Here is a 15048-nt window from a genome sequence, read left to right as displayed (position 1 = left end):
TCTGTAGTTATATAGTCTATAGATATAATAGACTAAGGTAGGGGGAATAAACGGTTTATCCAAGCAGGCAACCTTAAAAAGTTATTAGAAAGAGAAAATTAGGGATAGTTTAATGGGTGAATGCCGTCGGTAGGCCAAAGAATTTTTTTTATTCAGCCGCCGGCAGGCCTTCCCCCTAAATGAAAAAGCTTTTGCCGAAGGCAAAAGCTTTTTCATTTGGCTATTTCGAAACGGAGACATCTTTATTTCTTTGCAAAAGGCAAATCATAAGTAATCGCCACATAATACAACCCCTTAATAGTAGGTCCCCCCACATACTGGAAGTAAGCCGTATTAAAAATATTCGATCCACCCACCTTCACAGAAGTATGAATCTTTGGCAATCCATAAGTCACCTGCGCATCCACCGTACTATAAGCCGGCACATCCCCATTACCAAACAGGTTCTGCCAATAGAATGTATCCTGCCAGTGCCATACCACATTGAAACCTACATTTCTGACCACCTGCCTGTTACCAAAACTCACATTCGTAAAGTACTTCGGTGTATTAAAACCAGGAATCAACGCATCATCCTTCGTCTTATCCTGTGTGAGGTTATTATAATTCAGGTTACCACTGATGGTATAACCCTTCACAAAATTATAAGTCACACCCAGCGCAAAACCATAGTTCTGTACAGTAGACTTACTATTTGTCCATACCCTATACCTGTTCTGGTATTGCTTATCATACATCTGATCCAGCACTGACTGTGTCAGGTCATTCACACTACCTGTTTTAGGTACTGCCACCTCTACCTGTCCGATAAAGTGCTTGTAGCTGTTGAAATACCCATCCACATCAATAAACACCTTGTTATCAAACAGCACACTCTTATACCCCGCTTCAAATGAATGAATCTGCTCAGGCACAATCGGATCCAGGTTCGCTACTTTCAGCACACCTGCACTCCGCTGCTCTGCCTCTGCCCTTGTCACAGTCGCATCGGCATTCGTGATCTTGTTCACTGCTGTCGTAAACGCAGTTGCACTCGAAGTCAGGAAGCTATTCTTAAAGTATCCCAATCCATCTTCAATAAATGCCAGACCACCTACACGACGCACTCCACCATTATTCACGAAAGAATACGCTTCAAACAGGGATGGGAACCTAAACCCGTTCTGCCAGCTGGCCCTGAAGTTATGACGCTGATTAGGTGTAGTATACACCGCCGCAATACGTGGGTTAAATTTACCATCAAACTGCTGGCTCTTATCATACCTCATAGACCCGGTCAGTTTCAGCTGATCGTGGAAGAAGGTTTTACTCACCTGCACAAACCCACCTACCTTACCATACCAGATGTGCTTACCACCTGGCGTATTACGCTCAGCCAGTGGTTTTGAGAAATCTACAAAGTTGTTACCATCAGGAATGATCTCGTAAGTACGGTAATCTGCACCTACCAGCACATCTGCAAAGTGCACATATTTACGCAGGTTCCAGGTACCTTCTGCATGGTAGAAATGGCTCATCTGCAACAGCGCCGCACCACCACTCTTGTTCGTACTATCCTTGGAAGTAGGGTAAATATCCCAGTCGTTGATGCTCTTGATCAGCTTCACCTGCTTGTCAAAAGCCGCCGTACCCGGTGTCCACCTGCCATTATCTGCCGCAGCACGTGCTGCACGGTGCGCAGCAGCAATATCACTACCCGCATCCAGTGCAGCGTTCAGAGCTTTGGTATAATCTGCCTGCCAAACCTTGTCAGTTTTGAAAGACTTTTCCAGGTTATCCGCCAGCGGGTTCATATTATAAGAGTCGCCGGTATTTTCGAGTGACATATAAGAGCGGATCGTGAAATCTTCGCCCTGCAATTCGATCTTATGATTCTGCACCACCACGTTTTTCAAACCAATACGGTTACCACGCTGGAAGAAACCATCCATCTGACCTATGCGGTAGTTATAGGAAACCTGCAGTTTTGGGGTAATCTTATAATACAGACCACCATCAAATTTCAGGTTCCGTACGGTATAATCACCTACCAGGTCTTTTTCCCAGTACCCGGTACGGGATACGTTGTAAGACTTACCATTTTTGTCAGTAATCGGGAAAGTACTCTGGTCAGCATATTTATTCCATGCATCATTCGCTACGTTGTTTGCCCCTACCAGGGTAGGGAAGTCAGGGTTCGCCTTGGTACCAGGATTGAAGTCGTTGTGACTATCTGCGTACCAGTCAGTACCCTGCATATAAGAGAAGTTGATTTTGAAGGCAAATTTGTCATTGAAAGCCTGTGCATATCTCACAGAGGTTTCAGTCAGTGCCTTTGGAGAGCCACTGCCCCCGTCAAAGTGGTTGAAACCCAGTTTCTGGTACACGCTGATACCCTGGTATTTGAAAGGGCTTTTAGTAATCAGGTTCGACATACCGTTGATGGCGTTCATACCATATAGGGCAGAAGAGGCGCCGGGGGTAACTTCAATACTCTGAATATCCAGTTCAGTAGGGCCAATGGCATTACCCAGGGGCACACCCAGGGTAGCAGCCTGGTTATCAACACCATCTACCAGCTGCATAAAGCGGAAGTTGTTCGGTACATTAAAACCACGGGTGTTGAATACCTTAAAGGTCAAACCCGCAGTAGTCATTTGTACCCCTTTCAGGTTACCGATTGCATCGTAAAAAGAAGCTGCCGGGGTTTCTTTCAGTGCTTTTATATCCAGTTTTTCAATTGCCACAGGTGATTTCATCAGTTTTTCCTGCTGACGGGAAGCGGATACCACCACCTCGTTCACAAGCAGGTTCTGGGTCACCATTTGTACCTGTATCCGGCTATCGCTGTTCTTCACATCGAATTCCTGTGGTTGATAGCCGATGAGACGGATCACTAGTTTAAACGGGAACTTTGTGTTTGCGGTAAGGTGAAAAGCACCGGTACTGTCAGTAGTGGCGCCGAAGGAGGTACCTTTTATCTGCACAGTAGCACCTGCCAGGGCCTCACTCTTATCTCCGGTGATCTTTCCGGAAATGATATAGGAGCCGTTAAGTTGTGCCTGCGCCAGGAGTGGCAGGAGAATGGTCAGGAGCCACAGGTAGATGATACGTACGGGGCGTCTGGTGTTTTGCATATAATTTTTATGTATTAGTAAAAAGACTTCGGTGGTGTTATATATTTAGTGAATTACAGATCAATACTTTAGCTTAATCGTCCTTTATTATGTCTATTAGTCTATAGAATTTGTGGACAAAAGTAATAAGGGGATTCAGTATTTCAAAATTTATTGTTAAATATTGATGGGGGATCAGGGTTAGGAGCAAAAAAAAGCCCCTGCCATAAGACAGGGGCTTGAATCTATAAGACTCATCATTCGATACATCCTTATTTACTTACCACTACCTGCTCTCTTTCTCTCTGCTCCCTCTCCTTTTCGTGGTGCCTGGCAAAAAACTTTTTCTGGAACACCAGTATCGTGATCACACCTACTGAAATTGCAGCATCTGCCACATTGAAGATAGGTCTGAAAAACACGAAAGACTCACCGGCATTGATCGGGAACCAGGTTGGGAAATGCCCCCTCAGGATCGGGAAGTACAGCATATCCACCACATTTCCATGCAGGAAAGTACCATATCCACCGCCCGGAGGCAGGAACTGGGCTACATCTGCATAGTTGGAAGAGGAAAATATCATTCCGTAAAACAAACTATCGATCAGGTTACCCGCAGCACCAGCCAGGATCAATGAACCACAAATTAACAAACCTTTACTGTAATCCTGCTTCACCAGTTTCTTCATATATCTGAAACCAATGATAACCGCAAATAAGCGGAACAAAGTCAGGATTATCTTTCCAAAATCACCGCCGAACTTCATGCCATAGGCCATTCCATCGTTTTCAATGAAATGGATCCTAAACCAGTTAGGGAAGATAATGATCTCATCAGAGAAGTTCATATGGGTTTTGATCCATACTTTTAATGCCTGATCTACTACCAGCACCAGTACAACAATCAAGATTACGTGACGATATTTCAAAGGGTATAATTTTTATCAAAATTAATAATAATGTGCAAAATCGGAATTTCCCGTCATTCCTGGAAATATACCCGTTTCACACGCTGCGAAATTCCTGTTAATATTTCATAGGGTATAGTACCTGCCCAGGCCGCCAATTGCTGTACAGGTAAGGATTCGCCAAATACAATTACTTCGTCGCCTTCCATTACATCCGGAATATGGGTTACATCCAGCATCACCATGTCCATCGCTACCACACCAGCCACGGGGGCCAGTTGCCCCCTGATCAGCATCTTGCCTACGCCATTGCTGAGGCGGCGGGGGTACCCATCGGCATACCCGATTCTTACAGTCGCTGTCACAGCCGGACCTTTGGCCCTCCACTTAGCGCTATAGCCCACAAAATCACCTGCTTTCAGGTGCTTTACCTGCGAAACAGTGGTCTTTAGTGTGCTTACAGGTCTCAGCTGGGCCTGCATTTCCTCACTGCTGTCCACCCCATACATCCCGATACCCAACCGCACCATATCCAGCTGCAGATCAGGATGACGTAAGATGGCTGCACTGTTGGCAATATGCCTGATCACCGCATAGCCAAGCGCCTTTTGCAGCTGGTAGCTCATTTCATAGAAAAGCTTGCCCTGTTGTTTGGTCAGCTCGTCCAGTGCCGGATCTTCACTACCTGCCAGGTGACTAAACATAGATTTGACCGTAAGGTAATTATTATCTGTCAGCATAGCAGCCAGTTCGGGAATGTCTTTCTTCTCAAATCCCAGCCTGTGCATACCGGTATCCAGTTTTATATGCACCGGGAATCCGGTCTTACCCGCTATCTGGACTTCTTCTTCAAATTGCTGTAACAAATGCAGGGAGTAGATCTCGGGTTCAAGGTTCCACTGCAGGATCGCATCAAATGAACTGGGTTCGGGGTTCATGACCATGATCGGCATGGTAATACCTGTCCTTCTTAATTCAACACCTTCATCAGCATAAGCAACGGCCAGGTAATCTACGCCATGAAACTGCAATAGATTTGCAATCTCAAAACTTCCACTGCCATATGAAAATGCTTTGACCATCGCCATCAGTTTGGTAGCGGGTTTCAGCAATGCCTGGTATTGTTTGATATTATGAGCTACTGCATTCAGGTTGATTTCAAGAATAGTCTGATGCACTTTTTGCTCCAGCAATTTGCCTATCCGCTCAAACTCGAATACACGTGCACCCTTTAGCAGGATCGTTTCGTGTTGAAACTCCTGCTGGTTAAATTGCTGGATAAACTCTTCTGTAGTAAGAAAGAAAGTGCTCTTCAACCCTTCTACCTGCTGAAAACACTTCTTTTCACGGAAGATGTTCTTACCTATCCCAATCAGTTTGTCGATCTTCTTTTGTTGCATCAGGCTGGCCACTTCCTCATAAAGAGAAGCATCGCTCTTGCCGCTTTGCAGAATATCGCTGAGAATTACGGTACGGGTAGGGTGCTGTTGCTGTTGTTGCAAAAAATCCAGCGCTATATTGAGAGAACCTAAATCTGAATTGTAACTGTCATTGATCACAGAGCAATTGTTAATACCCTGCTTCAGTTCCAGTCGCATCGCGATATTACCCAACTGATCCATGCGCTGCTGAATCACGTCCTGCGCTATCTTCAGGTGCAGCATCAGTACCCAGCAATGGATGGCGTTCTCAATAGAACCTTCATCCACAAATGGGATGGTAATACTCAGCGACTCATTTTTGTACAAAGCCTCGATGTGGGAGTGAGTGCCGGTTTTTTCCACACTTGTCACCCTGAAGTCGGCTTCTGTTTTGCGAGACCAGGTGCACAACTGTAAACCACCTTCCTGGTTTTCCTTCTTGCCCACCAGGCTATTGAACTGCAATACACACTCATTTAATACAGGATAGTCCTTGCAGTAAATGAGAATCTCGCTCTTGGAAAACAGTACCAGCTTTTCGTTGATCTTTTGGCGGATGTTCAGGAAACCCTCGTTATGGGCCTCGCCGATATTAGTAAAAATGCCAATGTTAGGACGGATAATCTTTTCCAGGTGCTCCATTTCTCCGGGTTGGGAGATGCCGGCTTCGAAAATGGCCAGCTGGTGCTCAGGTTTCATTTGCCATACAGAAAGGGGCACTCCTATCTGTGAGTTGTAGCTTTTAGGACTACGCACAATGTTGTAATCTTTTTCCAACAGCTGGTACAACCACTCTTTTACAATAGTCTTACCATTACTACCGGTAATACCGATTACAGGAATCTGGAATTGCTGCCGGTGATAAGCCACCAAAGCCTGCAGCGCAGACATAGTATCTTTTACCAATATGAAGTTAGCAGCCGGAAACTGGGCCAGGTCGGGTGTTTCGCTTACAATAAAGTTGCTGACACCCTTTTCGTACAGTTCTTTTATATATTGATGAGCGTTCCTGCGGGCACTTACCAAAGGAATGAAAACAGAGGTGGCCGGATATATCACCTTCCGGCTATCCAGCAGAATATGTTCAATCCCTGGGTTGCCTGTATGCTGTAACAACTCACCTTTCAGCACCTTGCTGATACTTTCTGCGTTATACACTTGTGGTTAATTTTGTTTGCCGGAACAATGACCATTTACGGTTTCATTGTTCCACTTCCCTTAATAGAATTAATTAAAACAAAGTTGACGTAAACTGCTAATGTGGGGTCATGGTTGCCGCAATTTTTGATGAATGAATGGCAAATATATGGGAATAACCGTTAGCACATTGTTATAAATGTGTGCTTGCCGGTGGTAACCACGTTATATCTAATGGCCTTATCTTTCGAACTTCCGCTGCCTGATGAACTGGAAAATCACCCTGAACAAGAGGATCAGCAGAACCGGAACAATGACACAAATAGCCTGCCACATGGACTTGTTTTGCTTGATCTTTTCAGCATCTAATAAGCGCAGGGTTAATTCTTTATTACGCGCTTCCATGATGCCGGCATTGTTCGTGAGGTATCCCAGCGAGTTGAGCAGGAATTCCTTATTGGCATATACCATCGAGGGGTCGAAGAGGTTAACACCCATCTGCATGGGGCCATTTTTCTGTGAAATGGCATTGGTGATGAGATCACCGTCACTAACGACAATCATTTTATTAGCAACATCACTATGATCCTTGTAAGGTAAACGGGTTACCTGCTGAATCAACTGTTGCTCCTGTACACTCAGCCTGTTGCGGAACAGGGAGGTAAACTGTCCTTCCAGCAGTACAGCTACCGGCAGATTATGCTGCTGGAACTGGCGTGGGTTAGGTTTTACACGAAGGTCATTCCAGCTCAGCTGCACGGGTGCACGCTCTGTACGTGAGTTGGCAGAAGAGGTAAGCAATACTGTTTTAGCGATTTCCCCACCCTTCACCGTATCGATCGAACTTGCAAAATGACTCAGCACCAGGTCCATATTTTTTACAATCGGATGGGCACCGGTGGGTGAAAGCAAGGGGAAATAGGGGAATGGGAGCAGGTCAAACTGTGGCTTATCCCCAACATGTCCCACTACCTGTGGAAGGCGATCACATTGCAGATCCTGGATCAGGTCCTGGTTGATTCTTACGCCGTAGCGGAACAGGAGGTCTTCCAGGTTCAGTTCACGATCCATGGCTACATAGGTATCATGTTTTTGCAAACTGTCCATACCTACATTCAGCTCATCTATGAACCAGATTACTTTGCCCCCGTTCATCACGTATTGGTCTATTTTCAGCTTATCTTCATCAGTAAAGCGGTCAGCTGGCCTGGCAAACACAATGGCGGCAAAGTCTTGCGGAATGTGGGAAACGTATTGTAAGGTAATGGTGTCGAGCAGGTAACTGCTTTGCATACTGGTGAGGGCATCCAGCACTTCGGCACCCAGTAGTTCTTTGTGACCGAGCATGTAGCCTACCAGTGGCAGGTGGTTTTGTTTCAGTTGGTAGATAGCATTGGCAAACTGGAATTCCAGCAATGCTTCGGAGTTGTTCATGGTTTGCATGGGATCCTGGCCGCCCTGGTTCTTCAGGAGATTGATGCCAAGGGTCTTGCTGCCATAGTGTACAAGGGCGCCGGGGAAGATCAGTTTTTCAGAATATCCCTGGTTGGCATCTTCCTGCACCTGCATATTAAAAGGCATGATTCCCTGCTCTGCCAGGGATTGCTGGAAAGCGAGCCGGTCAGAATCATTCATGCCCTGACCGGGGTTTTGGAAAGAAAACTGCACCCGGCTACCGCCTACTTCCCTGAATTCTTCCAGGAGCTCCTGGGTAGATTGCGCCAGTTGGCGGAAGGATGCAGGGTAATCACCTTTGAGGAATACCTCGATGGTAACGGTGCTATCCAACCCTTTGAGCAGTTGGCGGGTGCTGGGAGTAAGGGTAAATCTTTTTTCGGCGGTCAGGTCCCATCTTGTATGAACGTACATGGCCAGGATGTTGACGCCTATTAGTATAGCTATGACGAGTATTGCCCGTTGCAGGTATTTTTTCTTACTGTTGACCACAATCTGATTAATTACTTAATGTGACAGTCTTATTTTCAATCCCAGATTCTTCTTTGTAATGACAATCTTGTTAGATAGAGCATTAGTGCAATGATACTGAGAAAGTAGACTACATCCCGGCTATCGATTACCCCTCTGCTGATGGAGGTGTAATGGAAGCGGATCCCTGCCATTTGCAGGTAGTAGTCTGCCGAACCGGTAAAGGCAGGCAACTTGCTCAGTGAATCGAATCCATAATAGAATATAAAACAGGTGAAAATAGCGGTGAGGAAGGCTACCACAGCGTTGGTGGTAAGGGAAGAAGCCCATACGCCGATGGCAGTGAATACGGCTCCCAGCAGGAACAGGCCGATGTAGGAACCGGCTATGCCACCATTGTCCAGCACTGTATTGGCAGCGCTGAGTTTACGGATGGCAATATAATAAACCAGGGTAGGTATCAGTGAAATAAGAACAATCAGCAAACCGGCAAAGAATTTTCCATTCACGATCTGCCACCAGCTGAGCGGTTTGGTGCTCAGGAGCTCCATGGTGCCGGATTTGAATTCGTCGGCAAAGGAGCGCATGGTGATAGCGGGGATCAGGAGCAGGTAGATGACTGGCGCCAGCTCAAAAAGAGGGTCCAGGTTGGCGTATCCATAATCCAGCAGACTGGTATCCGGGAATACGAATAGCAATAGCCCATTTGCCAGCAGGAAGAGGATAATAGCAATATACCCCGTGATGCTGCTGAAAAACTGATGGATTTCCTTTCTGAATATTGCTAGCATAGTAATTTGACTGAAAGTACAAATATATATATTATTTAAGGTGCAAGCGTTAGAATATAATTCACACTGTGCAACTGGCCGGCTGCAAGCCAAAACCTCCGCCGCGAAAAAATACGCTTTTGCCGTAGGCAAAAGCGTATTTTTTCGCAAAAGGGGCAAATGACCTGCGGTCAGCTAAATGCGATCAGCTTAAATAATAAATCCTCTATATAGCGCAGAATTCAGAAAAATATTGCAGAGAGTAAACCTTCTCAACCGGGGGGAACCCCCGGATGTATTCAAAAAACAGGATGAAAAATCACTCAATCCCTTTCGTCGTAATAGTCAGCTGGTTCTTCATACTCCTCCACTGCAGGCTCCATTCCATTCTTACCCCTGTAATCATTAATCGCAGCCTTCACCGCATCTTCCGTCAAAATCGCACTATGAATTTTAGAAGGCGGCAAACTCAAAGCTTCCACAATCTCCATGTGATCTAACCGGAAAGCCTCTTCAATCGTTTTCCCCTTAATCCATTCAGTAGTGATAGAAGAACAAGCAATCGCTGACCCACAGCCAAAGGTCTTAAAGCGTGCATCTCTGATTACGTGTGTGACAGGATTCACTTCGATCTGAAACCTTACAACATCTACGTATTCCGAGACGTGTACCAACCCCGTGCCTACCTGCTGGGAATTTTTGTCCAGCGTGCCGGCATTCCTGGGGTTGTTGTAGTAATCCAGTACTCTTTCAGCGTAAGACATAAGCATAAGTATAAAGCATTCATAATACAGAGGTATAGCTACAGGTCACTGTATTCCTCTGTCTGGCCGGTTACAGTTGGTTTATAATAGCAATCATGCGGCCAAATTTTTCCGTATTGTTAATGATGCGACCACTCAATCGCATTCATGTCCACTCCCTCCTTGAACATTTCCCACAGGGGACTGATTTCACGCAGTTTGTTCACGGTTGCCGTTACAGCATTGATGGTATAGTCTATTTCTTCTTCGGTGGTGAATCTTCCCAATCCAAAGCGCAGGGAAGAATGTGCGAGGTCATCCCCCAATCCCAGTGCTTTCAGCACATAACTAGGTTCTGGCGATGCTGATGAACAGGCAGAGCCGGAAGATAATGCCACCTCCTTACCAAAGCCCATCAGCAGGGCTTCTCCTTCTACATACCTGAACGAAATATTGCTTACATGCGGCAGGCGGTGTGTGCGGCTGCCGTTTACATATGTTTCTTCCAGTTGTAATAACGCATTTTCCAGCTTATCCCGCATCGCACCCAATCTTATTCTTTCTTCTTCCATTTCCTGCACAGCCAGTTCACAAGCCTTACCAAACCCTACAATAGCAGGCACATTCAGGGTACCGGAACGCATACCACGTTCATGTCCCCCACCATCCATTTGTGCAGTAACCTTCACCCTCGGCGATTTACGGCGAACATATAACGCACCTATGCCCTTAGGACCATATAATTTATGTGCGCTAAACGCTGCCAGGTCAATACCGTCTTTATTAACATTTACGGGAATCTTGCCTGCCGCCTGCGTGATGTCGCTCATCATAAGCACTCCATGACGCTTGGCAATCGCACTGATTTCCCGGATAGGATTGATAGCCCCAATTTCGTTGTTGGCGTACATCACAGCTACAATAATCGTTTTAGCAGTAATAGCAGCTTCCAGTTCTTTCAGGTCGATCATACCTTCATGGTTCACCTTCAGGTAGGTCACAACTGCGCCCAACTTTTCAAGGTGCCTGCAGGTATCGAGTACGGCTTTATGTTCTATTTCGGTAGTAATAATATGGTTCCCTTTGTCAGCGTACATTTCAAATACACCTTTGAGGGCGAGGTTGTCAGCTTCAGTAGCGCCTGAAGTGAAGATGATTTCTTTCGGATCGGCGCCTATCAGGGCAGCTACCTGTTCCCTGGCCAGATCTACCGCAGCTTCTGCCGCCCATCCATAGGCATGGTGCCGGCTGCTGGCATTACCAAAATGCTGTGTAAAAAACGGCAGCATCGCCTCCAGCACCCTTGGATCCAGGGGCGTCGTAGCATTGTTATCAAGATACACAGGTAGTTGCAACATACACAAAGATTTATACTACAAATTTAACGAAATGCTATCATCAAGATACGAATTCGTCGCGAAGGAGATTTAGCCATTTTGTGTTAATTTGCTAACATGCTGAAAGTAGAACACATAGGTATTGCTGTACAGTCATTACAAAAATCTATTCCCCTGTTTGAGACGCTCCTCAACACTTCCTGCTATAAACAGGAACAGGTAGACAGTGAAGCGGTCAGAACAGCTTTCTTCCAAAAAGGAGAAACTAAAGTGGAATTACTTGAACCAATAAACCCCGAAAGTGTGATAGCGCGTTTTTTGGAAAAGAAAGGAGAAGGTATGCACCACATCGCCTTCGATGTAGCTGATATTCATGCAGAAATGGCTCGCCTCGCCAGCGCAGGCTTTACCCTGCTGAACCCGGAACCAAAGAAAGGAGCTGATAATAAATTAGTATGCTTTTTACACCCAAAAGATACCAGCGGCGTACTAGTCGAACTCTGCCAGGAAATAATTTAAAAAAAATCCAGTTTTTTAAAATCCACCTTTTATCTGGTTACGTAAATACTTTCCAGACACCGTAGCAGACACGTTAATTAGAAAAACTAAAACAATTTTAAACAATACTCAATATTATTTGTTAGGATTTGTAGCTTGGGAATGTTCGGGAAATGCAAATATTCAATCTTGATATACCTAAGAGTTTAAATGCACAACCAAAACTGACTACCACTAATAATTACCTTAAACATATTTATTGCTCCACCCCTTCATTGGAAGATGAAGCCGGAAAGGGCATTCAAAATACTCTAAAGTTGGCATAGGTTATGAACACCTGCGGGCTTTTTAGCTTGCAGGTCTCTTTTTTTATAGAGTACCTTGATAATTTACTGAATGACCTTCTCCATGCCCATACTCCTCGATCCCTTAATCAATATATACGTATCCGTAAACTCTTGCTGCTTCAGCCATTCCGCCGCTGCTGCTGCATTTTCCATAAATATATAGGGATGTTTTACTTTACTGAAATCGCCACCTACCAATACGACTGCATGCCAATGAGTTCGCTGTAGTAAATTTACCAGCACCTGGTGCTCACTTACACTATCCGGACCTAACTCCATCATAGCTCCCAGCAACAATACTTTTTTATTCGCTTCAATGCCTGCAAAGTTTTCAATCGCTGCTTTCATACTGGAAGGATTTGCATTGTAAGCATCCATAATCACCGTATTACTTCCCTGTTTAATCACCTGCGACCGGTTGTTGGAAGGCACATAGCCAGCAATAGCTTCCCGTATCGTTTCGCCCGGAATATTGAAATATAAACCTACAGCTACTGCTGCCATTACATTTGGAAAATTATAAGCGCCTACCAGTTGGGTAGGAATCAGCCCCGTCACTACATCGCTCGTTATTTTTACACTCAGCAGCGCAGTATCGGCAATGGGATCACCTGTGTATGTGGCATCTTTCTGCCCATAAGTAATTACCTGTGGAATTCCCTTACTCATCTCTACCAGGTATGGATATTCATTGCAGAGGAACACAGTACCTTCGTTCGCTCTCAGAAAATCATACAACTCACCTTTAGCACGACGCACACCTTCCGGGCTTCCAAATCCCTCCAGGTGGGCCTTCCCGATATTGGTAATAATACCATGAGTAGGCAATGCTATTTTACAATATGCTTCTATTTCATGTTCATGATTGGCTCCCATCTCAATCACCGCAATCTCTGCATCGGCAGGAATGCGGAGAATAGTCAGCGGTACACCAATGTGATTATTGAGATTGCCAATAGTGGCTGTAGTCTTGAACTCTGTGGCCAGTACAGTGCTTACCAGTTCCTTGGTAGTGGTTTTACCATTCGTACCGGTGATGGCCAGAAAAGGAATTTTCAATTGATTCCGGTGATGCAAAGCAAGTTGCTGCAGGGTAGACAGTACATCCGTTGTCAACATCATTTTTTCCGGTTGCGTGTTGAATTCAGCTTCATCTATGACTGCGAGTACAGCCCCTTTTTCAAGTGCTGCAGCTGCGTAGGCATTCCCATTAAAATTGGGCCCTTTCAATGCAAAGAAAATATCGCCCTGTTTGAGCTGGCGGGTATCAGTCTGTATAGATGGATGATTGCGGTAAACTTCGTATAACTGCGCTATGTTCATAAAAACAAATGTAATGTAATATAAAATATCCTGGATATGTGACCGCAGGATTAATCTGCACCCTAATACCGCAAAAATCCCCCCAAATTTCCCGTGAATAATGAAATATAAATTAAAAATATATCTTCTATATTTGTTCCAACATATAATCATCGAAACTCAAAATAGCCATCACCCAACCATATTAAAAGACCTGGCTGGACAAAACCAGCCAATGTATGACCAAATGAAAAAACCTATGCAAACACTCGCATTGCCGGTGTTACTACTTAGCCTGCTCATTTACGGATGTACTGCTGAAAAAGCACCCGCCCCCGACTCAGGAATCACAGTCACTGCATGCGACACCGCAGTCATTACCTCTGCTTACATTCTGACTGCTGTAACAGATAAATGTACCAGCAGGGGATGCCACAAAGGCACCGGTTCTACCGCATCCACAGATTTTACAACCTACAGTGGCATCAAAGGGTACATTACTGCCAACGAAGCCCTCTGGAAATCACGTGTTACCGGTGCAGAAGCCGATATGCCTCCCGGTTCTACTAAACTCAGCCAGGGTATGAAAGATTCCATTGACTGCTGGATATCGCATGGAATGCCGGAATAAGTTACCATTCAAAAATCCTAAAAAAGTAAAACAATGAAAAATTGCATTGTGCTGTTGACAACCATACTCTTGTTACAGCTGCGCGGTATAGCCCAGGATATCTACTCCTGCAAAAACACAACCCTGTCTTTCTTTTCTGCTACTCCTATGGAAGACATTGATGCTGTAACCAACAAAGCCGTATCTGCTATCAATGGCAAAACAGGCGCTGTGTACTTCAAAGTCGCCATCAACACTTTTAAATTCAAAAAGTCGCTGATGGAAGAGCACTTTAACGAAAACTACCTGGAGAGCGACAAGTATCCTACTGCAGAATTCAAAGGTAAAATCCTGGAACTGCCCGACCTGCACAAAGATGGCACCTACCCTGTTACCGTAGAAGGTACAATGAACATGCATGGCGTAGAAAAAGTGTATCACGAAAAAGGGACCATTACCGTCAAAGACGGCAAACCAACCCTCGATGCCAAATTCAATGTGAGGTTGGTAGACCACAAGATTAAAGTGCCTACACTCGTAGTCAAAAACATTGCAGAGGTAATAGAAGTCACCGTGAAAGGAGCCTATTCACCTGCATCCTGAACCATTTAAAAACACAACACACAACTCTTCTATGAAGCAAGTATATCTGTTATTGCTGGGCTGTTGCTACAGCCTGAGTACCTTTGCGCAGGATGACCTGGCAAGCATGTTTCAGGATAGCGCTAAGAAGCATGAACCCGTAATTGCAACATTCAAATCAACCCGTATCATCCAGGGCAATTCGATCGAAACCCTTAAAAAACACGAACTGGATTTTCGCGTAGATCACCGTTTTGGTGACATCGGTGGCGAATTTGGTGGTGGCAAAACAGCTTTCGGGCTGGATAACTCTTCTGATATCCGTATCGCATTTGAATATGGTGTAACAGATCGCCTCATGGCAGGTCTGTC

At 45.1% G+C, this 15048-nt stretch carries 12 protein-coding genes; 4 read left to right on the top strand and 8 right to left on the bottom strand.

The features are described from left to right. Positions 1 to 242: 242 nt before the first annotated feature. From ABDW16_RS24640 to ABDW16_RS24610, 7 genes are all read right to left on the bottom strand, one after another. A complete protein-coding gene (locus ABDW16_RS24640; protein WP_343673462.1) occupies positions 243 to 3116 on the bottom strand; it encodes a TonB-dependent receptor in 2874 nt (957 codons plus the stop codon). 251 nt (positions 3117 to 3367) lie between these two features. After that, entirely contained in the window at positions 3368 to 4024 is a 657-nt protein-coding gene (locus tag ABDW16_RS24635; protein WP_343673461.1) for a lipoprotein signal peptidase, read from the bottom strand. Positions 4025 to 4077: 53 nt separating this feature from the next. Further along, positions 4078 to 6582: a bifunctional UDP-N-acetylmuramoyl-tripeptide:D-alanyl-D-alanine ligase/alanine racemase gene (locus ABDW16_RS24630; RefSeq protein WP_343673460.1), complete on the bottom strand. Its 2505-nt coding sequence runs from the start codon at positions 6580 to 6582 to the stop codon at positions 4078 to 4080. Positions 6583 to 6801: 219 nt separating this feature from the next. Beyond that, complete coding sequence (gene gldG / locus ABDW16_RS24625; protein WP_343673459.1) at positions 6802 to 8508, bottom strand: gliding motility-associated ABC transporter substrate-binding protein GldG; 1707 nt, start codon at positions 8506 to 8508, stop codon at positions 6802 to 6804. A 35-nt stretch (positions 8509 to 8543) separates the two neighbouring features. Further along, complete coding sequence (gene gldF, locus ABDW16_RS24620; RefSeq protein WP_343673458.1) at positions 8544 to 9278, bottom strand: gliding motility-associated ABC transporter permease subunit GldF; 735 nt, start codon at positions 9276 to 9278, stop codon at positions 8544 to 8546. 302 nt (positions 9279 to 9580) lie between these two features. Next, a complete protein-coding gene (locus ABDW16_RS24615; RefSeq protein ID WP_343673456.1) occupies positions 9581 to 10021 on the bottom strand; it encodes an iron-sulfur cluster assembly scaffold protein in 441 nt (146 codons plus the stop codon). 119 nt (positions 10022 to 10140) lie between these two features. Beyond that, on the bottom strand, positions 10141 to 11355 hold the full coding sequence (locus tag ABDW16_RS24610) for an IscS subfamily cysteine desulfurase (RefSeq protein ID WP_343673488.1): 1215 nt from the start codon (positions 11353 to 11355) through the stop codon (positions 10141 to 10143). A gap of 99 nt (positions 11356 to 11454) precedes the next feature. On the opposite strand from ABDW16_RS24610, the gene mce reads away from it, so the two are divergent. Next, positions 11455 to 11856, top strand: a complete 402-nt coding sequence (gene mce / locus ABDW16_RS24605; RefSeq protein ID WP_343673455.1) for a methylmalonyl-CoA epimerase — start codon at positions 11455 to 11457, stop codon at positions 11854 to 11856. A 368-nt stretch (positions 11857 to 12224) separates the two neighbouring features. On the opposite strand, the gene murF is transcribed toward mce, so the two are convergent. Further along, entirely contained in the window at positions 12225 to 13505 is a 1281-nt protein-coding gene (gene murF, locus ABDW16_RS24600; protein ID WP_343673454.1) for a UDP-N-acetylmuramoyl-tripeptide--D-alanyl-D-alanine ligase, read from the bottom strand. 238 nt (positions 13506 to 13743) lie between these two features. Between murF and ABDW16_RS24595 the strand changes: the two genes are divergently transcribed. The 3 genes from ABDW16_RS24595 to ABDW16_RS24585 all read left to right on the top strand — a co-directional run. Continuing rightward, entirely contained in the window at positions 13744 to 14115 is a 372-nt protein-coding gene (locus ABDW16_RS24595; protein WP_343673452.1) for a hypothetical protein, read from the top strand. 33 nt (positions 14116 to 14148) lie between these two features. Beyond that, the gene (locus ABDW16_RS24590) at positions 14149 to 14697 is read left to right on the top strand and encodes a YceI family protein (RefSeq protein ID WP_343673451.1); all 549 of its coding nucleotides are present in this window, start codon (positions 14149 to 14151) and stop codon (positions 14695 to 14697) included. A 31-nt stretch (positions 14698 to 14728) separates the two neighbouring features. Further along, a partial coding sequence (locus tag ABDW16_RS24585) for a DUF5777 family beta-barrel protein (protein WP_343673449.1) occupies positions 14729 to 15048 on the top strand: 320 nt, incomplete at its 3' end.

Source organism: Chitinophaga sp., from assembly GCF_039596135.1.
Taxonomy (GTDB): domain Bacteria; phylum Bacteroidota; class Bacteroidia; order Chitinophagales; family Chitinophagaceae; genus Chitinophaga.
The sequence above is the reverse complement of the archived record's forward strand: the minus strand, read 5'-3'. Positions and strand labels throughout refer to the sequence as shown.

Excerpts from the sequence above, each read along its gene's own strand:
- ABDW16_RS24640 (WP_343673462.1), bottom strand. The coding sequence starts at position 3,116 with ATGCAAAACACCAGACGCCCCGTACGTATCATCTACCTGTGGCTCCTG.
- gldF (WP_343673458.1), bottom strand. The coding sequence starts at position 9,278 with ATGCTAGCAATATTCAGAAAGGAAATCCATCAGTTTTTCAGCAGCATC.
- ABDW16_RS24615 (WP_343673456.1), bottom strand. The coding sequence starts at position 10,021 with ATGTCTTACGCTGAAAGAGTACTGGATTACTACAACAACCCCAGGAAT.
- mce (WP_343673455.1), top strand. The coding sequence starts at position 11,455 with ATGCTGAAAGTAGAACACATAGGTATTGCTGTACAGTCATTACAAAAA.
- murF (WP_343673454.1), bottom strand. The coding sequence starts at position 13,505 with ATGAACATAGCGCAGTTATACGAAGTTTACCGCAATCATCCATCTATA.
- ABDW16_RS24595 (WP_343673452.1), top strand. The coding sequence starts at position 13,744 with ATGCAAACACTCGCATTGCCGGTGTTACTACTTAGCCTGCTCATTTAC.
- ABDW16_RS24590 (WP_343673451.1), top strand. The coding sequence starts at position 14,149 with ATGAAAAATTGCATTGTGCTGTTGACAACCATACTCTTGTTACAGCTG.